Raw genomic sequence first — 19663 nt, forward strand, 5'->3', positions numbered from 1 at the left:
GTCCCGAGATCGGGCCCCGGTTCTCGGACGCGCCCGGAAGCCGGGCCATCCCTCCGCGTCTCACGGCCGCTACTCCCCGTCCCAGGGCATGGTCACGGTCCGGGCCACGGGCTCCGTCTCCGTCCTTATGGTGTCGGATCCGGTGGGGATCATGAGACATGACTACCACCGCCGGCCGGCCGCGGAGCCTGGAGGAGGTCCTCGGCGAGGACACGGCCGTTGCCGACCGCGAGTACGCCGGTGCTGTGACGGAGCTGGTCGAGGACGCCCGGGCGGAGGCCCGGGCTGCGGGCCGGCAGCTGCGGGTGATCCACCGGATGTGGCAGCTGCAGGAACTGGCGCACGATCGGCGTCGGGCGGCCCGGGCGCGCTGGTCGAACGAGCGAGCCCGCAGTCGTGGGCAGCACGTCCCGGAACCGGAGAAGCGCACGGTGCTGGACGTGGCCGACGAGATCGGCTCGGCGCTGCGGCTGCCGGCGGGCACGGCGGTGCGCCGGGTGGAGAACGCGGTCCTGCTCGCCGAGAGCCTGCCCCGGGTCCTGCAGGCTCTCGAGTCCGGGGCGATCGCCCCGCGCCAGACCGAGGTGATCGTGGACCTGTGGCGGGACCTGGTGGGTGCGACCGGTCGGCCGCCCGAGCCGTGGCCACTCGGCGAGGCTGTGTCCCGTGTCGTGGACGAGCTGCTGGAGAAGGCGCCGACGGCCACCGCGTCGCAGCTCCGGGCGCTGGCCCGGCGGCGGCGGGCCTGGCTGCTGGCCGGGTCCCAGGAGGACCGTCACCGGCTGGCCCGCCGGGGGCGCAGGGTGTGGATAGAACCCGAGGAGGACGGCATGGCGCGGCTGTGCGCGCTCCTGGACGCAGCCACCGCCCACGCCGTCCACGCCCGTCTCGCGTCCATCGCCGCCCGTGTGGATCCGCACAGCCCGCCGTCGGACCTGGCCGGGTCTGCGTGTGGCGGCCAGGGCGTCGGTGGGGGCCCGGGCCCGGACGACGAGCGGAGCTGCTGGGAGGACGGGCCGCGCACGGCAGGGCAGCTGCGCGCGGACGTGCTCGCCGCACTGCTGCTGGACGGGGAGCCCTCCTGCATGCCGGAGCACCTGCGCGGGATCCGCGGGCAGGTCACGGTCACCGTTCCCGTGCTCTCGCTGCTGGAGCACAGCGCACAGACTCCCGGCCGCGGATCCTCCGGCCGGTCGCCCGGCGGAGACGGGCTTCCCGGAGGATCACCCGACGGAGGCGCGCTCCCCGGCAGATCACCCGGCGGACACGCGGTCCCAGGTGAATCATCCAACGGAGACGGGCTCCCCGGCCGATCACGCAGCGCCGGCGGAACGACCGGCGGCGGGCCTGCTGGGAGCCCTGGCTGCGCGGAGCTGGCCGGGTACGGGCCGATCCCGGTGGGCGTGGCCGAGCGGATCGCCGCCGGCGCCGGGTCCTGGTCGAGGGTTCTGACACATCCGGTCACCGGCACCGTCCTGGACCACGACCGCACCACGTACGCCGTACCGGCCGATCTCAAGCGCCGGCTGCGAGCGAGGGACGGCACCTGCCGGTTCCCCGGATGCCGGCGCCGTGCCGAGCGCTGCGACCTCGACCACACCGTGGCCTGGGTCGAGGGCGGGCCGACCGCCGCGGACAACCTCGCCCATCTGTGCCGCCACCACCACGTCCTCAAGCACCGGGACGGCCCGCTCGGGCGCTGGCGGGTCCGGCACCGCCGCCGGGAGTCCCCGGAGGGCGTCCTGGAATGGACCTCACCGGCCGGATGCGTCCACGTGACCTACCCCCAGCAGCACCACCACCCCGTGCTCTCGCCGCTGCGGATCGCCGACGACCTGCCCGTCGACGGCCGGCCCCCGGCAGAGCAGGCACCGGACGAGCCGTCACCGGCTGCGGTCCTGTGGACATCCCACAGGACCGTGCCCTCCGGCGCCCGGCCTGACGAGGTCCGCCCCGACAGGGTCCGGCAGGACGGCGACCCGCCCCCGTTCTGAGCCGCTCCGAGGATCCAGCCCGGTGCTGCCCCGGGCCCACAGCCCACGGCGGTGCTGGCCCGGCTCGCAGCCCACCGCGGTGCTGCCCCAGACCCACAGCCCACCACGGCGCGGTCCGTCGTCCGCCTGTCAGCGGCGCCGGTTGCGCCGGGAACTGGTGCCGTTGAGGTGCCCCACGAAGGGGCGCATGAGGTACTTGCCGAGCACCACCCCGGAGGCCAGGGCCACGATCGAGGCCATCGCGTTGACGAGCCCCACGATCCCGGGGCCGTAGGTGTCCGTCTCCACGGTGATGGTGTACATGCCGCGGAAGATGGACAGCCCGGGCAGCAGGAAGGTCATCGCGGGGATCGCCAGGACCAGCTGGGGAATCCGGTGCCGGGCCGCGAGCACGGTCGCCACGCACCCGCTGGTGATCGCCGCGAGTGCCGTGTCCAGGCGGGAGCCCAGGCCGGCGGCCATGCCGGTGTGGTAGACCACGAGGCCGCCGAGGGCGGCGGCCACGGTCGAGAGCACGTGACGGGGCTTGGCCTGCATCGTGACCGCGATGAGCCCGGTGGCGATCAGCATGAACACGGAGTTGGTCAGCGGGCCCACCGGGTCGAAGGCGCTCTGCGAGACGTCGACCCGGGGCATGCCGGCGTAGCCGGCCACGGAGATGCCACCGGCGATGCCGGCCACGATGCCGAGGAACGCCATGGACGTGGAGAGCAGCCGCCCGGCCGCCGTGACGGGGAACCCGTTGATCGCGTCCTGCATGGTGGAGACCATGCGGGTGGTGGGCAGGAGCAGGATGATCCCGCCCGCGATGACCCGTGCCGGGGACAGGTCGACACCGGCCCAGGACATCAGCAGGGCCATCGTGGTGAGGATCCCCGACTGGGCGGCCATGGTGAAGAACTCGGGGATCCGCCAGACGCCCAGCCGGTGCGCCACGACCTGGTTGATGACCGAGGACAGACCGGCCACGAGCGCACCCAGCACTCCCCCGCCGATGCCGACGGTGATGGTCATCGCTGCGGCGGCCGTGGCGGCCCGCACCATCCACCGCGGATAGGGCTTGGGTTTGGCGTTGATCGCCTCGAGGCGCCGCTCCGCCTCCCCGCGGGGCATCTCTCCGCCCGTGATGTCCGCGACCAGCTGGTGCGTCTCGGCCAGCCCCGCGTAGTTGTCCGTCCAGGAGCGCACGACCCGCATGACCGTGTGGCTGTTGGTGTCAGGGTCGTTGAAGACGTCCTCGCGGGTGCGGGTGTCCCCGCCGTCCGGCTGGTCGTCGGCGACGTAGTTGATCGTCACGGCCTGGTTGGTGATGTCCACCTCGACGTTCTCGACCCCGTAGGTGGCGCACACGGCGATGATGGCGTTCTCGACGTCGAGGGCGTCGGCCCCGTAGTGGAACATGGTCTCCGCGAGCCGCAGCGCGAAGTTCAGGGTGCGCCGGGCCTGCCGGCTGGTGGACTCCCCGAACCGGCGCAGATTGGCGAAGGGCGAGGCGTTGAGCCGTTCCACCACGCGCATGGGGGCGGTCGGGGCGGCCTCCCCCTGCAGGATGGAGCGCAGCCGGGCGCGCCCGCCGGGCCGGGTCCCCTGCGCCCGGGTGGACGGGTAGGCGCCCCGCTGCATCCGGTCGGAGCTCTTGCCGGGAGCCGGGAGCGGCCCGATCGTCGTCGTCTCCGGGCGGGAGACGGGGACCGTGTCGGTGCCGGTGCGGCGCCGCCGGCGCGCCGACGCCGGCAGGGGCACGGTCTCGGCGGCGGAGAGCAGCTCGCGGCGCTTCTCCGGCTCGGGGGTGTCCCCGTGCCGGCGGATCAGGCTCGTGCTGAGCACGGGCAGCGCCTGCGGGGCGTCGGGCACGATGTCGAGCACGGTGGTCCCGGCGCGGCGCCGGGCGTGCTGGGCCTGGTCCTCGGTGGGGCGCACCGCGGGCAGGCCCGCGCCGTGCCGGGCGACCGGGCGGGCGGCGCCCGTGAGCGTCGTGTCCCCGCCCGGACCGAAGGGCTCGACGACGTGGAGGTCGGGCTCCTCGGCCCCGTCCGACGAGGGGTAGGCGGCGAACGGGCGCAGGGGGGCGCGCTGGTCGGTCACCACGCGGCGTTCCTCCTTCCGGGGCGCGAGGGCGGGGGCCCGGCGGGCGGTCGGGGTCGGGGTCGGGGTCGGATCAGTAGAAGGGCTGGCCCGTGCGGCGGACCCACAGCTGGCGCTGGACCTTCTCGGCCACGTTGGTCCACACCGCGTACTTGGCGGGGCTCAGGACCTGGTCGTGGACGCCCACGAAGTCGACCACGGTCTTGGTGAAGCTCGTCTTGAACAGCCCCAGACCGTAGTAGGGGTGCTCCTTGTTCTTGAGCTGGTCGCTCGGCGGGGTGCCGCAGAAGTCGTACTCGACGATCCCGTGCTCCCGCATGAGGTCCGTGATCGCGGTCCACTGCAGCAGGTGGGAGTCACCGTACTGGCGGCGCCGGGGCTTCGAGCCGCCGTCCTTGTAGGTGCCCTTGGTGCCGTAGGCGATGACGTAGGCGCCCACCGAGGGCTCGCCGTCCTCGTAGGTGAAGTACAGCCGCCCCTGGCCGGCCTGCTCGAACGCCGTCCAGAACTTCGCGTAGTACTCGTAGGAGCGCAGGTTCACGTTCGCGTCCCCCTGCCCCACGGTGTCCATGAGCGCGTACATCCGGCGCATGTTCTGCTCGGTCAGCTCGACGCGTTCGACGGTGCAGTCCTCGCGCAGGGCCCGCCGGACGGCGTTGCGCCCGCGGGAGTGCAGCGACTTCAGCACGGTCTCCTCGTCCCGGTCGGTGTCGAGGACCGCCGTGGAGTCGTTGGGCTGGATGTTGAAGGACTTCTTCAGCCCGGCCCGCGCGAGCACGCCGCGGGCGTAGTCGGAGTCCAGGACGTCCGGCTCGATCTTGATCGCGAAGACGTTCAGCCGCTGCTCGGCCACGAGCCGGGCGCTGGCCGCTGCGATCCCGGGGATGTCGTCGACGGAGGCGACGTCCGGGCCCTTGATCATGTACCAGAGCTTGCCGAGGGCGGGCACCGGCTTCTCGAGGACGAGGTTGTAGGACGCCTGTCCGCCGTCGGCGGGCTCGTGCACGAGGTGCAGGGGCCGCCAGCCGTGGTCCGCCTTGACGTCCGCGAAGGACGCGGACTGCAGCAGGTTGCCGCCGTGCGGGTTCGCCGTGACGTGGGTGTCCCAGGCCTCGATCTCCTGGGCGGTGGCGAAGCGTGCGGTGAACTCTCGCAAGGCTCTCTCAATCGTCGGGGTCGTCGGGGCCGGCCGGCCGGGGGTGGCCGGCGGGCCGGTGCGCCGGCGGGGGCCGGCCCCGGTCAGTCTAACCGCGCGGGCCTGAGGGGCCTCTGAGCCGTGCCGGTCGGGCGCCGCGCCCCCGTTCCCGTCCCCGCGGCGGGCCCGGGACGGGCCCGGGACGGGCCCGGGGCGGCGCCGGGTGCCGCGCTGTGTATTCTGTTCAGGCGGTTCGCACCGGCAGGTCCGCGGCGCGCACCGGCAGGTCCGCTCCGATCCCCGGCGCGGTCCGGACCAGGGAGGTGGCGGGAGCCGTGGGTGGACCGGGCGGGCGCTGGAGCATCGCCCGCGCCGCGGTCCTCGTGACCGGCCTGACCGCCGTCTCCACCGTGCTGGGCTTCGCCCGGGACGTCGTCGTCGGCGCCGTCTTCGGCGCGGGCGCCGAGCTCGACGCGTGGCTGGTGGCCCAGGGCGTGCTGAACGTCGTCCTCGGCCTGGTCGCCTGGGCGATGGCGCGCTCCGTGACCCCCGTGACCTCGCGGGAGGCCGCCCGGGAGCGCGTCGACGACACGGGGTGCCGCGGCCACCGCGGCTTCGAGGTCTCCCTCACCGTCACCGTGGTCGTCCTCGGCCTGGCCGCCGTGGTGACGGGGCTGCTCGCGGAACCGGTGACGGCCCTGCTCGCCCCCGGGTTCGACGACGCCCAGACCGCCACGGCCACCTCGCTCACCCGGATCGTCCTCGTCGCGACGGTGCTCGTGGCCGGCACGGACCTGCTGGCCTCGCTCGTCCAGGCCCACGGCCGCTTCGCGTGGTCCTCCCTGCAGGGCGTCCCGTTCAACCTCGTCATGATCGCCGCGGCAGGTCTGTTCGGGCCCCGGTACGGCGTCTCGGCGCTCGCCGTGGGCTACGTGGTGGGCTCGGCGGCGCGGCTGCTGATGCAGGTGCCCCCCGTGCGGGCGCTCGGCGCCCGGCTCCGGCCCCGGTGGGACCTGCGGGACCCGGGCTTCCGGGAGATCGCCCGGCTCGTGCCGCCCATGCTGGTGGGCAACGCCGTGGTCAACATCAACACCCTCGTCGACCGGGCGGTGGGCTCCACCCTCGAGGACGGTACGATCACGGCGCTGACCTACGGCTGGCGCCTGGTCGACCTGCCGGAGACCGTCGTCATCGCGGCCCTGCTCGTCCCCCTGTACCCGGCCCTGGGCGCCTCCGCGGACGACCGGCCTGAGCTGCGCCGGCTCGTCGACCGAGGGCTGTCCGTGGTCGTCACCGTGCTCGCCCCGGTGTGCGCGGTGTTCGTGGTCGCGGCCGGACCCCTCGTCGCCACGGCCTTCGGGCACGGCGCGTTCGACGACGGGGACGTCGCGGCGACGGCCACCGCGGTCGCCTGGTACGCGCCGGCGCTGCTCGCGCTCGGCTTCCGCCAGGTGGTGGTCCGCGCTTCCTACGCCATCGGCGACTCCCGCGGGCCGGTGGTCGTGGCGGTGCTGGCGATGGTCGTCAACGTGGTCGGCGACGTCCTGCTGGCCCCGGTGCTGGGCCTCGCCGGCATCGCCGCGGCCACGACCGCGTCCCTGGTCGTGGCGGCGCTGCTCAACGCGTGGCTGCTGCACCGGCGGCACGCCGGGCTGGACGCCAGGGCGACGACGGCCCTGGTGGCGCGGGCGCTCGTGCTGGCGGCCGTCGCCGGCGCCGCAGGGCTGGGTGCGCGGGAGGCGCTGACGGAGCTGCCCTCGTTCGTGCTCGCGGCGCTCTGCGCCGCCGTAGTGGGCGGGACGTACCTGCTCGGGCTCGTCGTGCTGCGGGCTCCCGAGCGCCTGCTCGTGGGCGAGACGCTGCGGACGCTGCGCCGGCGCTGACGCGGCGCCGCCCTACCCGGAGCGGGCGCCGTTCCTGAGCCGCCAGGTGGCCAGGTGCCACGTGGGCCCGGGATCGCGCAGGTCCCACACGCTGTGCTGGGCGCCGCGGCCCCAGCGGAGGGTGTCGGCGACGTCCGCGGCCAGACCGCCGCGGCGCTCCACGGAGGCCCGCCGCAGGTCCCCGGCGAGCCAGGCGTAGCGGACCCCGGGGCGGGCGTCCGGCAGCTCCGGCACGGGCGCGCCGAGCACCAGCCGGCCCCACGCGTCGGCCAGCCCGGGGCGGGCGGCCTCGGCCAGGGCCATTGAGCCGAAGAAGCGGCCGTTGAGGTCGATGAGCTGCGGGACGCCGTCGTCCCCGGTGAGGAACTGCAGCTCCACGAGGCCCCACCAGCCCAGGTCGCGCAGCAGCACCTCGGCGCGTGCCGCGAGCTCCTCGTCGACGGGCACCGTCTGCGCACGGGCCGAGACGCCGTTGGGCGTAGGCCACAGCCGGGAGGTGGTCTGCTGCACCCGGCCGCGCAGGCGGCCGTCGTGGTGGACCCCGATGAGGGCCCCGAGGGTGCCGCGCACGGGCACCTGCAGCACCGGTTCGGCACCGGCCTCGCGGATCCGCCGCACCTGTCCGGCGGCGGCGGGGGCGTCCGGGAAGAGCTTGGCCTCGATGCGGTGGGGCCGGGTCTGCCCGGGCGCCCAGTGCGCCCGGCACTTGACGACGACCGGGCCGTCCCAGGCGGCGAGCGCCTCGTCCGTGGCCGCCAGCGTCCGGGGGGCGGCGAGGCCCGCCCGGGCCGCCCGGTCCGCGAGCCCGACCTTGTCGAGGGCCGCCGCGACCACGTCCGGGCCCGGGTGCGCCACCGCCGCCGGGAGGTGCTGGCGGTAGGCCGAGACCGCGGCCATCCAGTCGTCGCCGGCGCCGAAGACGACGTCGTAGGACCCCTCCGCGACCGCCCGGCGGACGCCGTCGATGAAGCGGGCGCCGTCCCCGCGCGGGCGGGGCACCTCGTGGCGGGCCGCGGCCGCCCGCGTGGCGCCGAGCATGCCCGGCCCGTCCGGGGTGCCGACGCCCACGTGCCAGCCCGCCCGTTCGAGGGCGCGCGCCGCCGCGAGGGCCCCCCGGTCCCGGCCCGTGCCCACGACGAGGGCCCGCCGCGGGGCCTGCGCGGCGCGCTCCGGCTCCCGGCGGCGGTGGTCGAGCGGTGGTCGAGCGGCGGTCATCGGTCCTCCATCGGGGTGTGCGGGCATCCCCTCCACGGTAGTCGGAGCACGTGAGAGGTCCGTGCGGCGGGTCGGCACGCGCGACGGCGCCCGCTCACCGTGCGGTGGGCGGGCGCCGTGGCTGGACGGTGCGGCGGGGTCCTACTCGGCGTCGTGGTCCGTCTCGAGGATCTGCACGAGCGCGTCGAGCGCGTCGTCGGCGCCCGCGCCCTCGGCGCGGAGGACGACCTTGTCCCCCTGGCCGGCGCCGAGGGACATGAGCGACAGCACGCTCGAGGCGTCCATCGCCTCGTCCTCGGGCTCGCCCTCGGCGGCGATCGTGATGTCGAGGTCGTACTCCCCGGCGGCCTCGGCGAAGATCGCGGCGGGACGGGCGTGCAGGCCGACGGACGAGGCGATGGTGGCGGTGCGTTCTGCCATGGTGGTGCTCCTTCGGGTTGCGGGGCCCTGGGTGACGGGCCCCGGTGGTTGGGGTGGTGCGGAAACGGTGCGGTCGGTGGGTCAGAGGCCGAGCTCGGCGAGCACGCTGAGCTCGGTCCGCACGGCGGCGGCGGCCTCCTCCGCGCTGGGCTGCTCGATCGCGACCTCGGCGAGGGCCTGGGCGGTGGCGAGGTCGACGCTGCGCAGCACGGCGGCGACCGCGGCCAGTCCGCGGGGGCTCATGGACAGGGTGTGCACCCCGAGGCCCACGAGCACCACGGCGAGCGCGGGGTCGGCCGCGGCCTCGCCGCAGACGCCCACGTTGCGCGGGCCGGCGCCCTCGGACTCGGCCCGGCGGGCGCCCTCCACGGTGTACCGGATCATGCGCAGCACGGCGGGCTGCCACGGGTTGTTGAGCTCCGCGAGGGAGCCCATCATCCGGTCGGCGGCCATCGTGTACTGGGTCAGGTCGTTGGTGCCCAGGGACACGAACTTGACGTGGCGCAGGATCTGGTCGGCGGTGACGGCCGCGGACGGCGTCTCGACCATGACCCCGGGCACCCGCAGGCCTGCGGCCGTCGCCATCACGGCGAAGTCCCGGGCCTCGGAGGGCGTGGCGATCATCGGCGCCATGACCCACACGTCCGCGTCCGTGGCCTTCTCCGCCAGCGCGATCGCCTCGAGCTGCCGGGCGAGCACGCCCGGCACGGAGCGGTCCGTGCGGTAGCCCCGGACCCCGAGCGCGGGGTTCGGCTCGGCGGTGTCGGTGAGGAAGGGCAGCGGCTTGTCCGCGCCGGCGTCGAGCGTGCGGACCACGACCTTCTTGCCGGCGAAGGACTCGAGGATCGCGGTGTACTGCTCCACCTGCTCCTCGACCGAGGGCTCCTTGTCCCGGCCCAGGAAGCAGAACTCGGTGCGCAGCAGCCCCACGCCCTGGGCCCCGGCCGCGGCCGCCGTGCGGGCGTCCTCGGGGGTGCCCACGTTGGCCAGCAGCGGGATCTCGGTGCCGTCCGAGAGCACGCCGCGGCCGTCGAAGGCCTCGCGCGCCGCGGCGCTGCGCACCCAGGCCTCCACGAGCTCCTGCTCGTCCGCGCCGGGCTCGGTGCGGATCTCACCGGTGGCGCCGTCCACGAACACGCGGGTGCCGTCGGCGAGCGCCTCGACGCCCCGGGCCGCCACGACCGCGGGGAGCCCGAGGTTGCGGGCCAGGATGGCCGTGTGGGACTGCGGGCCGCCGCCGGAGGTGACGAGGGCCAGGACCATCTCGGGGTCCAGGGTCGCCGTGTCGGCGGGCGCGAGGTCCTCGGCGGTCAGCACGAACGGGACGTCCCGCTGCGGCACGCCCGGCATGGGCAGCCCCTGGAGCTGGGACACGAGCCGCGCCCGGACGTCCTCGATGTCCGCGGCGCGCTCGGCCATGTACCCGCCCAGGGCGCGCATCTGGTCCGCGTAGTCGCTCGCGGCCTCCCACAGGGCGCGCTCGGGGGCGAGCCCCTTGCCGTTGACGAGCTTCGCGGCGTTCTTCAGCAGTGCCTTGTCCCCCGCCATGAGGGCGGTGGACTTGAGCACGTCCGCGGCGTCCTTCTCGGTCGCCACCTCGGCGCGGCGCTTGAGCTCGGCCTTGACCGCGGCGGCGGCCGTGTGCAGCCGGGCCACCGCCGCCTCGGGCTCCTCGTCCCGCAGCATCAGCCCCGCGGCCGGCTCGGAGACCGGCTCCGGCATGCTCACGAGCTCGCCGATGACGCGGCCCGCGCACACCCCCACGCCTGTCAGTGTCTGCATCGTGTTCCTCTTCCTCGAGAAGGCTCGGATCGGTGCGCACGGGCCCCGGTCGGGGCCCGTGCGCACCGCTCAGGCGGTGGTCGGCACAGCGGCGGCGTCCTCGCGCGAGCGGGTGGCGTCGGCCACCCGGCCGTGCGCACCGCCCACGTGCTTGAGGGCGACGACGATGCCTGCTGTGACCACGGTACCGACAACCACCGCGAGCAGGAACATCAGCGGGTTGCCGATCACCGGCAGGATCCACACCCCGCCGTGCGGCGCGGCGGAGGTGACGCCCGTGGCCATGCTGATCGCGCCGGTCACGGCGCCGCCGACCATGGAGGCGGGGAGCACGCGCAGCGGGTCGGCCGCGGCGAACGGGATGGCGCCCTCGGAGATGAAGGAGGCTCCCAGCAGCCACGCGGCCTTGCCGTTCTCCCGCTCGGCCACCGTGAAGTAGCGCTTGGCCACCGTCGAGGCGAGGGCCATGGCCAGCGGGGGCACCATGCCGGCGGCGATGACCGCGGCCATGATCTCCTGCGGGGCGGTGTTGGCGACGGTCGCGGCCCCGAGGCCGGCGGCGGCGAACGTGTAGGCGACCTTGTTGATCGGCCCGCCCAGGTCCGAGCCCATCATCAGGCCGAGGATCGCGCCGAGCGCCAGCGCACTGGCACCGGTCATGCCGTTGAGGACCTCGGTCAGCCACGCCATGAAGGTGGCGATCGGCCCGCCCAGGACCAGCAGCAGCAGACCCGCGGCGAAGATCGTGGCGAGCAGCGGGATGATCACCACGGGCATCAGCGAGCCCAGCCAGCGGGGCAGCCGGGGCTGCGCCAGCCAGTAGGCGGCGAGACCGGCCAGCAGACCGCCGACGATGCCGCCGAGGAACCCGGCGCCCATGAAGTTCGCGACCAGGCCGGCCGCGAAGCCCGGGGCGATGCCGGGACGGTCGCTCAGGCCGTAGGCGATGTAGCCGGCCAGTGCGGGCACCAGCAGGCTCATGGCCAGGTTGCCCATCTTGAACAGGACCGCGCCGATGTACTGGGCGAGGGTGAACTCGCCGAGGTTCCAGATGGTGGAGCCGGTCAGCACGTCGTCGGCGATGTTGGCGATGTCCGCCCCGGCCACCATGAACCCGAAGGCCATGAGCAGCCCGCCCGCGGCCACGAACGGGATCATGTAGCTGACACCGGTCATCACGGCCTTGCGGATGCGGGTCCCCCAGCCCTCGTTCGCGCCGCCGGTGGCGCCCTGCTCGGCGTCCCCGCCGGCCCCGCCCTGCACGCGCGGGGCGTTCGGGTTCCCGGCGTTGGCGAGGGCCTCCTCGATCATGACCTTCGGCTCGTCGATGCCGCGCTTGACCGGCGAGGCGACGAAGGGCTTGCCGGCGAACCGGGAGCGGTCCCGGACGTCGACGTCGGTCGCGAAGATCACCGCGTCCGCCGCGGCGATCGTGGCGGGGTCCAGCTTGGTGAAGCCGGCGGAGCCCTGGGTCTCGACCTGCAGGTCGACCCCCATGTCCTCGGCGGCGTAGGTCAGCCCGTCCGCCGCCATGTAGGTGTGGGCGATGCCGGTGGGGCAGGCCGTGACGGCCACGATCTTCTTGCCGGCGTGCGGGCCGGCGTCGCCCGCGGCCGGAGAGGCGTCCGTGGCCGGCGCGGCGGACGCCGGGGCGGCGCCCCCGTCCGCGGCCCGGGCGTCGACCGAGGCGGGCACCGCGGCGGCGGACGTGGCGCCGGCGGTCGCCGGGCCGGTCGCGGAGGCGCCCTCGGCGGTCCCGCCGAGCCCCAGCGCGTCGTCGACGATCCGGACGACCTCCTGCTCGGACCGCGCGGCGCGCAGGGCGGCCACGAAGTCCTTCTTCATCAGCGAGCGGGCGAGCTTGGCCAGCAGCTTCAGGTGCGTCTGGTCGGCGCCCTCGGGCGCCGCGATGAAGAAGACGATGTCGGCGGGGCCGTCCTTGGCGCCCCAGGGGACGCCCTGCGCGAGCCGGGCCATGACCAGGGTCGGCTCGGTCACGGCGGCGGAGCGGCAGTGCGGGATCGCGATGCCGCCGGGGATGCCGGTGGCGGTCTTGTTCTCGCGGGCGATGGCGTCCGCCAGCAGCCCGTCGAGCTGCTCGGCGCGGCCGGTGCGCTGCACCAGGGCGGCGAGCCGGCCGATGACGGTTTCCTTGTCTGCTCCCAGGTCCTGGTCGAGCGAGACCAGGTCGGGAGTGATGAGCTCGGACACGATGTCCTCCTTGAGCGGCCGGGCCGGTGGCCCGGGTGGTTCGGATGAGGTGGGGTGGAGTGGTTCGGTTCAGCCGGAGACGGCGCGCGCGGGGAGCTCCCGCACGGTGACCGCCTCGGGGGTGGTCTCGGAGAGGGAGGGGACCCGGGTGCCCGGCAGCGCGGCCGCCGCGGACCCGGAGGCCACGGCCTGCCGCAGGCACTCCGGCGCCGCGTCCCCGCGCTCCTGGGCGATGAGGTAGCCCGAGAGCGAGCTGTCGCCGGCGCCCACGGTGGAGCGCACGGCCACGGGGGCGTGGACGGCGTGCCAGGAGCCCTCGGGGACGGTGAGCACGGCCCCGCCGGCCCCGAGGGTCGTGAGGACCGCGCCCAGGCCGCGGTCCACGAGCGCGGCGGCGGTGGCGGCCGCGAGGTCGGGGTCCGCCTCGAGCCGTTCGCCGTCGACCGTCCCGACGAGCTCGGCGAGCTCCTCGCCGTTGGGCTTGATGAGGTCGGGCAGGGCGTCGTCGCCGGACACGGCGCCCTGCAGCGCCGCCCCGGAGGTGTCCACGGCGAACAGGGGCGAGCGCTCCCCCAGGGCCGTGCGGACCCGGCGGACGATCCGGGCGTAGACGTCCTCCGGGGCGCCGGGCGGCAGCGACCCGGCCAGGACCACCCAGGAGGCGTCCGCGCCGCGGTGCACCAGGAGCTCGACGACGGCGTCGACGTGCTCGGTGCCCAGCGGCGCACCCGGGGCGTTGATCTTTGTGGTGGTGCCGTCCGGCTCGGTGATCGTGATGTTCGAGCGGATCGGGGCGCCCACGGGGACCGCCTCGTAGGGGACCTCGGCCGCGGTGAGCTCCGCCAGCAGCGGATCGCCGGGGTCGCCCGGCAGCACGGCCAGGGTCGGGACGCCGCTCGCGCGCAGCGCCCGGGAGATGTTCACGCCCTTGCCGCCGGCGTCCTGCCGGGCGCCGTCGGCGCGCTGGACGGCGCCGCGGCGCAGCGGCGCCGGGAGCTCGACCGTGCGGTCGAGGGACGGGTTGAGGGTGACGGTGAGGATCACGCGATCACCACCTCGACGTCGGCCTCCTCGAGGGCGGCGGCCAGCTCGGGGCCGGGGGCCCGGTCGGTGATGAGGGTGTCGATCTCGTCGAGCGACGCGAAGCGCATGAGGGTCTCCTGATCGTGCTTGGCCGAGTCGCAGAGGACCACGACCCGGCGGGAGGTCTGGATGATGGCGGTCTTGACGACCGCCTCGATGGGGTCCGGGGTGCTCAGCCCGAACGCGGCGTGGATCCCGTTGCAGCCCACGAACGCGAGGTCCGGGCGCAGGCGGGTGTAGTGCTCCGCGGCCCGTCCGCCGGCTGCGGCCCAGGTGAGCTTGCGGACGCGCCCGCCGACGAGCTCGAGCCCGATGCCCGAGGCGTCGGCGAGCTTGGCGGCGATGTGCAGGGCGTGGGTGATGATGAGCTGCTCCTGCCCGTCCGGCAGGGTGGAGTCGGTGCGGACGATGAGGTCGGCCAGGGCCTCGACGGTGCTGCCGGCGTCGAGCACGACGGCCCCCGCCCCGCTGGTGCGCAGGAGGTCGAACGCCGCCTGCGCGATCCGCCGCTTCTCCGGGGTGTTCAGGTGCTTGCGGGACGAGATGGCCTTCTCGTCGGACGTCGACTGGTCCGCGGAGACGGCGCCCCCGTGCACCCTGCGGAGCCTGCCCGCGGCCTCGAGGGCCGCGAGGTCGCGCCGGACCGTCTCCATGGTGACGTCGAAGCGGCGTGCCAGGTCCGCGCCGTTGACCCGGCGAGTCGTGAGCACCAGCTCGGCGATCTCGGCCTGGCGTTCTTCTGCGAACATGGCGTGCACCTCACGGACGGGAACGATGGACTGTCTTTGCGTTCCCTTGAGTTTATGTGAGTTCGTGTGGTTTTACCAGGGGTTGTGGTGATCCACTTCACGAAAGGCCACAATCGGCGGCGAGGCCCCGGCCGACCGGGCGGGCCACGGTGTCCGCGTCCCGGCGTAGCCTGGATCACGGACCGCCCGGTCCGCCCCGCCCGTCCCGCCCGTCCCGCCCGTCCCGCCACCAGGAGCGGACGCCCATGCTTCTCCGCCTCGTCCGGCAGCACACCGGCCGCTACCTGCCGTGGGTCCTGGCCGTCGTCGCGCTCCAGCTGGTCGCCACGATCGCCGCGCTGCTGCTGCCGAGCCTCAACGCCCGGATCATCGACGAGGGCGTCGTCCGGGGCGACACCGGCCTGATCCTGCGCGTCGGGGAGGTGATGCTCGGCGTCGCGCTCCTGCAGGTGGCGGCCGCCGTCGCCGCGGTGTACTGCGCGGCCCGGGCGGCGATGGGCACCGGCCGGGACCTCCGCCGCGCCGTGCACCGGCAGGTCGGCTCCTTCGGCTCCCGCGAGGTCAACGGCTTCGGGGCCCCCACCCTCATCACGCGGGGCACCAACGACGTCCAGCAGATCCAGATGCTCGTGCTCATGGGGCTCAACTTCATGGTGGCGGCGCCCATCATGTGCGCCGGCGGGATCGTGATGGCCCTCCGGGAGGACGCCGGGCTCTCCTGGCTCGTGTGGGTGTCGGTGCCCGTGCTCGGGATCGCGGTGGGCGTCCTGGTGGGCCTGCTCATGCCCCTCTTCCGGCTCATGCAGGGGCGGATCGACCGGATCAACGCGGTGCTGCGCGAGCAGATCGTCGGCATCCGGGTGGTGCGGGCCTTCGTGCGGGAGGACCACGAGCGCCGCCGCTTCGCGGCCGCCAACCGGGAGCTCACCGACGTGTCGGTGCGCATCGGCTCCCTGTTCGTGCTGATGTTCCCGGTCATCACCATGATCCTGCACCTGGCCACCGCCGCCGTGCTGTGGTTCGGCGGACAGCGGGTGGGGGCCGGGCAGATCCAGGTCGGCTCGCTCACCGCGTTCCTGCAGTACCTCCTGCAGATCCTGACGGCCGTGATGATGGGGACCTTCATGGTGATGATGGTCCCGCGCGCCATGGTGTGCGCCGAGCGCATCACCGAGGTCCTGCGCACCGAGCCCTCCCTGCGGGAGCCCGCCGAGCCCGCGGTCCCCGCCTCCCGGACCGGCGTGGTGGAGCTGCGCGACGTGACGTTCCGGTACCCCGGGGCGGAGCTGCCCGTGCTGGAGGGCGTGGGCTTCCGGGCCGGACCGGGCCGGACGACCGCCGTCGTCGGCGCCACCGGGTCGGGCAAGTCCACCCTCCTGCACCTCGTCCCCCGGCTGCTGGACCCCACCGGGGGCACGGTGGAGCTCGACGGCGTCCCGCTGCCCCGGCTGTCCCACGAGCAGATCGCCGCCCGGGTGGCCCTCGTGCCGCAGCGGCCGTACCTGTTCTCCGGCACCGTGGCCTCCAACCTCCGGCTCGGGGACGCCGGGGCGACGGACGAGGAGCTCTGGGCCGCCCTGCGCACCGCGCAGGCGGACGACTTCGTCCGCCGGATGCCCGGGGGGCTCGACGCCCCGATCGCCCAGGGCGGCGTCAACGTCTCCGGCGGGCAGCGGCAGCGATTGTGCATCGCACGGGCGCTGGTGGCCCGCCCGGTGGTGTACCTCTTCGACGACTCGTTCTCCGCCCTGGACGTGGCCACCGACGCCCGGCTGCGCGCCGCCCTCGTGCCGGCGACCCGGGACGCGACCGTCCTGGTCGTGGCCCAGCGCGTGTCCACCGTCCGGGACGCGGACCAGATCCTCGTCCTGGACGCCGGACGGATCACGGCGCGCGGGACCCACGACGAGCTGCTGGCCTCCTCCGGCACCTACCGGGAGATCATCGAGTCGCAGACCCGCGCGGAGGAGGTGGCCTGATGGCCGCGCCCGCCCCGCCGCGCAGGCCCCAGCACTTCTGGTCCTCCGCCGGACGGCTGCTGGGCCTGCTCGCCCCGCAGCGGCGGGCGCTGGTGCTCGTCCTCCTGGCCGGGACCGTGTCCGTGGCGCTCAACGTCTGGGCCCCGCTCGTCCTGGGCCGGGCGATGGATGTGATCTTCACGGGGGTGCTCGGCCGGGACATGCCCGCGGGCGCGACGCGGGAGGAGGTGGCCCAGGACCTGCGGGACCGGGGCGAGCAGAACCTCGCGGACCTGGTCTCCGCCGCGGACGTCGTCCCCGGGGCGGGGATCGACTTCTCCGCGCTCGCCCGGCTGATCGCGGCGGTGCTGGTCATGTACCTGGTGGCCTCGCTGCTGATGTGGGCGCAGGGCTGGCTGCTCAACCGCCTGGTCATGCAGGTGGTCCACGACCTGCGCAGCGCGGTCGAGGACAAGCTGAACCGGCTGCCGCTGGGGTGGTTCGACACCCGTGAGCGCGGGGACGTGCTCTCGCGGGTGACCAACGACGTCGACAACGTCCAGACGGCGCTGCAGCACTCCTTCGCCCAGCTGGTCCAGTCCCTGCTCACGGTGGTGGGCATCGTGATCATGATGTTCGTGGTGTCGTGGCAGCTGGCGCTCGTGGCCCTCGTCGCCCTCCCCCTGTCCGCGGGGGCCGCCGGGTTCATCGGGGTGCGCGCCCAGCGCCTGTTCACGGAGCAGTGGCGCGCCACCGGCGCCCTCAACGGGCACATCGAGGACTCGTTCTCCGGCCACGAGCTGATCAGGGTCTTCGGCCGCGAGCAGGAGATGGCCGAGCGCTTCGACGAGCGCAACGAGGAGCTGTACCGGGCGGCCTTCGGGGCACAGTTCGTCTCCGGCACGATCATGCCCGTCATGCAGTTCATCTCCTACCTCTCCTACGTGGGCATCGCCGTGCTCGGCGGGCTGCGCGTGGCCTCCGGGCAGCTGAGCCTCGGGGCGGCGACCGCGTTCATCCAGTACTCGAGGGAGTTCACCCAGCCCCTGTCCCAGATGGCGGGCATGGCCAACACCCTGCAGTCCGGGGTGGCCTCCGCGGAGCGCGCCTTCGAGCTGCTCGACGCCCCGGAGCAGCAGGCCGACGCTACCCGCGCCCGCCTGCCCGCACGGTCCCCCGGCCGGGTGCGCTTCGAGCACGTCTCCTTCTCCTACGTCCCGGGGGCCCCGCTCCTCCAGGACCTGACCTTCGAGGCGCTCCCCGGCCGGACCGTGGCCGTCGTGGGGCCCACCGGCGCCGGCAAGACGACGCTCGTGAACCTGGTGCTGCGCTTCTACGAGCTCGACGCCGGGCGGATCACGCTGGACGGCGTGGACATCACCGACCTCTCCCGCGCCGAGCTGCGCTCCCGGGTCGGGATGGTCCTGCAGGACGCCTGGCTGTTCGGCGGGACCATCCGGGAGAACATCCGCTACGGACGGCTGGACGCCACGGACGAGGAGGTGCTCGAGGCCGCCCGGGCGACCCTCGTGGACCGCTTCGTGCGCGCGCTGCCGGAGGGCTACGACACCGTGATCGACCCGGAGGGCAGCAACGTGTCCGTGGGCGAGCGGCAGCTCATCACCATCGCCCGGGCCTTCCTGTCCGACCCCTCCCTGCTGATCCTGGACGAGGCGACGTCCTCGGTGGACACCCGCACCGAGGTGCTCGTGCAGCAGGCCATGGCCGCGTTGCGCAGCGACCGGACCTCGTTCGTCATCGCGCACCGTCTCTCCACCGTCCGCGACGCGGATATCATCCTGGTGATGGAGGACGGCCGGATCGTGGAGCGGGGCGCCCACGACGACCTGCTCGCCGCCCGGGGCGCGTACGCCGCGCTGCACGCGAGCCAGTTCGCGGCTCCGGCGGTCCCCGACGACGCCCCCACCGACCAGCAGCCCCTCGACGTGCAGGAGAGCACCACCCATGACACCCCGTGAGCTCTACGGCCGCTTCGCCCTCGCCGAGGCGGTGACCTGGACGCTGCTGATCCTCGGCATGGTCCTGAAGTACACGGGGGTCTCGGAGTCCTTCGTGCCCGTCTTCGGCATGCTGCACGGGGTCGTGTTCCTGGGCTACTGCGTGGTGACCTGCTTCGTCTGGGTGGACCAGCGGTGGTCGGCGGGCTTCGGGGCCCTGGGCCTGGCCAGCGCGGTCGTCCCCTGGGCCACGATCCCCTTCGAGCGACGCGCCGAGCGCACGGGCCGGCTCGACGGCGGCTGGCGCCTGGCCCCCGGCGGCGACCGTCCCGCCACCGTGCCGGAGCGGCTGGAGGCCTGGTCCCTCCGCAGCCCGTGGCTGGCCGTGGCGGCGGGCGCGGTCGTGGTCGCGGGCCTCACCTCGGTGCTCCTGTACCTGGGACCGCCCGTCCCCCGCGGCTGAGCCCGGCCCGGCCGCGCCGGTTCCTGGCGGGCCCGCACCCGGTATAGCGTGGACGTCAGGACGGCCCCGCCGACCGACGGCGGCGCCACGAGGAGGATCCACGTGACCAATTTCGCCAACGTCGAGCGCCGGCACCTCGCCGCGCTCCTGCGCCGACTGGGCCCCGACGCCCCGACCCTGTGCGAGGGCTGGAGGACCCGTGACCTCGCCGTGCACCTCGTCGTGCGCTCCGGGCGGCCCGACGTCCTCGCCGGTCAGGTGCTTCCGCGGGTGCCCGTGCTGGGCGAGCGCGCCCGCCGCGCCGAGCAGGCCGTCGCCGGCCAGCCCTGGGAGGAGCTCGTGCGGAAGGTGGAGCACCCGCCGCTGTACTCGCCCGCGCGGCTCGGACCGGTGGACAAGCGGATCAACACCGTGGAGTACTTCGTCCACCACGAGGACGTCCGCCGGGCCCAGCCCGACTGGCACGAGCGCCCGCTGCTGCACGACGAGGAGCAGGCCCTGTGGCGGTCCCTGAGCCTGCTGGCCAAGGTGGTGCTCAAGGACGAGGAGGACACCGTGGTGCTCATCGCCCCGTCCTACGGCGCGGTGCGCGGCGGCCGCGGCAGGACGGGGACCGTGCGCGTGCTGCGCGCCGTGCCGAGCGAGCTGGTGCTGTGGGCCCTGGGCCGCCGGGAGCAGGCCCGGGTGGAGCAGTCCGTCGAGTAGCCCGTGACCCGCACGGACGACG

At 74.6% G+C, this 19663-nt stretch carries 14 protein-coding genes; 6 read left to right on the forward strand and 8 right to left on the reverse strand.

From position 1 onward, the window contains the following. Nucleotides 1-158 precede the first annotated feature (158 nt). A complete protein-coding gene (locus tag RF644_RS11225; RefSeq protein ID WP_368796590.1) occupies nt 159-1994 on the forward strand; it encodes a DUF222 domain-containing protein in 1836 nt (611 codons plus the stop codon). A 129-nt stretch (nt 1995-2123) separates the two neighbouring features. Here the strand turns inward: RF644_RS11225 and RF644_RS11230 are convergent, their stop codons facing one another. Further along, entirely contained in the window at nt 2124-4082 is a 1959-nt protein-coding gene (locus RF644_RS11230) for a threonine/serine exporter ThrE family protein (protein ID WP_368796591.1), read from the reverse strand. Between the two features lie 70 nt (nt 4083-4152). Further along, on the reverse strand, nt 4153-5235 hold the full coding sequence (locus RF644_RS11235) for a lipid II:glycine glycyltransferase FemX (RefSeq protein ID WP_368796592.1): 1083 nt from the start codon (nt 5233-5235) through the stop codon (nt 4153-4155). A 314-nt stretch (nt 5236-5549) separates the two neighbouring features. Between RF644_RS11235 and murJ the strand changes: the two genes are divergently transcribed. Next, nucleotides 5550-7097, forward strand: a complete 1548-nt coding sequence (gene murJ, locus RF644_RS11240; RefSeq protein WP_368796593.1) for a murein biosynthesis integral membrane protein MurJ — start codon at nt 5550-5552, stop codon at nt 7095-7097. A 12-nt stretch (nt 7098-7109) separates the two neighbouring features. On the opposite strand, the gene RF644_RS11245 is transcribed toward murJ, so the two are convergent. From RF644_RS11245 to RF644_RS11270, 6 genes are all read right to left on the reverse strand, one after another. Next, nucleotides 7110-8312: an ATP-grasp domain-containing protein gene (locus RF644_RS11245; protein ID WP_368796594.1), complete on the reverse strand. Its 1203-nt coding sequence runs from the start codon at nt 8310-8312 to the stop codon at nt 7110-7112. Nucleotides 8313-8453: 141 nt separating this feature from the next. Next, on the reverse strand, nt 8454-8732 hold the full coding sequence (locus tag RF644_RS11250; protein ID WP_017832764.1) for an HPr family phosphocarrier protein: 279 nt from the start codon (nt 8730-8732) through the stop codon (nt 8454-8456). Between the two features lie 81 nt (nt 8733-8813). After that, the gene (gene ptsP, locus RF644_RS11255) at nt 8814-10514 is read right to left on the reverse strand and encodes a phosphoenolpyruvate--protein phosphotransferase (protein WP_031282639.1); all 1701 of its coding nucleotides are present in this window, start codon (nt 10512-10514) and stop codon (nt 8814-8816) included. A 69-nt stretch (nt 10515-10583) separates the two neighbouring features. Then, nucleotides 10584-12725: a fructose-specific PTS transporter subunit EIIC gene (locus tag RF644_RS11260; RefSeq protein WP_368796595.1), complete on the reverse strand. Its 2142-nt coding sequence runs from the start codon at nt 12723-12725 to the stop codon at nt 10584-10586. A 69-nt stretch (nt 12726-12794) separates the two neighbouring features. Continuing rightward, nucleotides 12795-13769 (reverse strand): 1-phosphofructokinase family hexose kinase, encoded by a 975-nt coding sequence (locus RF644_RS11265; protein ID WP_368796596.1) that lies wholly within the window; start codon nt 13767-13769, stop codon nt 12795-12797. Next, nucleotides 13766-14557, reverse strand: coding sequence for a DeoR/GlpR family DNA-binding transcription regulator (locus RF644_RS11270; RefSeq protein WP_017832768.1), 792 nt, complete (start codon nt 14555-14557; stop codon nt 13766-13768). Before RF644_RS11270 ends, RF644_RS11265 begins: the two co-directional genes overlap by 4 nt. Before the next feature lie 245 nt (nt 14558-14802). Between RF644_RS11270 and RF644_RS11275 the strand changes: the two genes are divergently transcribed. From RF644_RS11275 to RF644_RS11290, 4 genes are all read left to right on the forward strand, one after another. After that, nucleotides 14803-16536, forward strand: a complete 1734-nt coding sequence (locus tag RF644_RS11275) for an ABC transporter ATP-binding protein (protein ID WP_368796597.1) — start codon at nt 14803-14805, stop codon at nt 16534-16536. Then, complete coding sequence (locus tag RF644_RS11280) at nt 16536-18494, forward strand: ABC transporter ATP-binding protein (RefSeq protein WP_368796598.1); 1959 nt, start codon at nt 16536-16538, stop codon at nt 18492-18494. Before RF644_RS11275 ends, RF644_RS11280 begins: the two co-directional genes overlap by 1 nt. Beyond that, the gene (locus RF644_RS11285; RefSeq protein ID WP_368796599.1) at nt 18481-18936 is read left to right on the forward strand and encodes a DUF3817 domain-containing protein; all 456 of its coding nucleotides are present in this window, start codon (nt 18481-18483) and stop codon (nt 18934-18936) included. The genes RF644_RS11280 and RF644_RS11285 overlap by 14 nt, the downstream gene beginning before the upstream one ends. 102 nt (nt 18937-19038) lie before the next feature. Then, nucleotides 19039-19641 (forward strand): TIGR03085 family metal-binding protein, encoded by a 603-nt coding sequence (locus RF644_RS11290; RefSeq protein ID WP_017832772.1) that lies wholly within the window; start codon nt 19039-19041, stop codon nt 19639-19641. Nucleotides 19642-19663 lie beyond the last annotated feature (22 nt).

It is taken from the genome of Kocuria sp. CPCC 205258 (assembly GCF_040981005.1).
Taxonomy (GTDB): Bacteria; Actinomycetota; Actinomycetes; order Actinomycetales; family Micrococcaceae; genus Kocuria; species Kocuria rosea.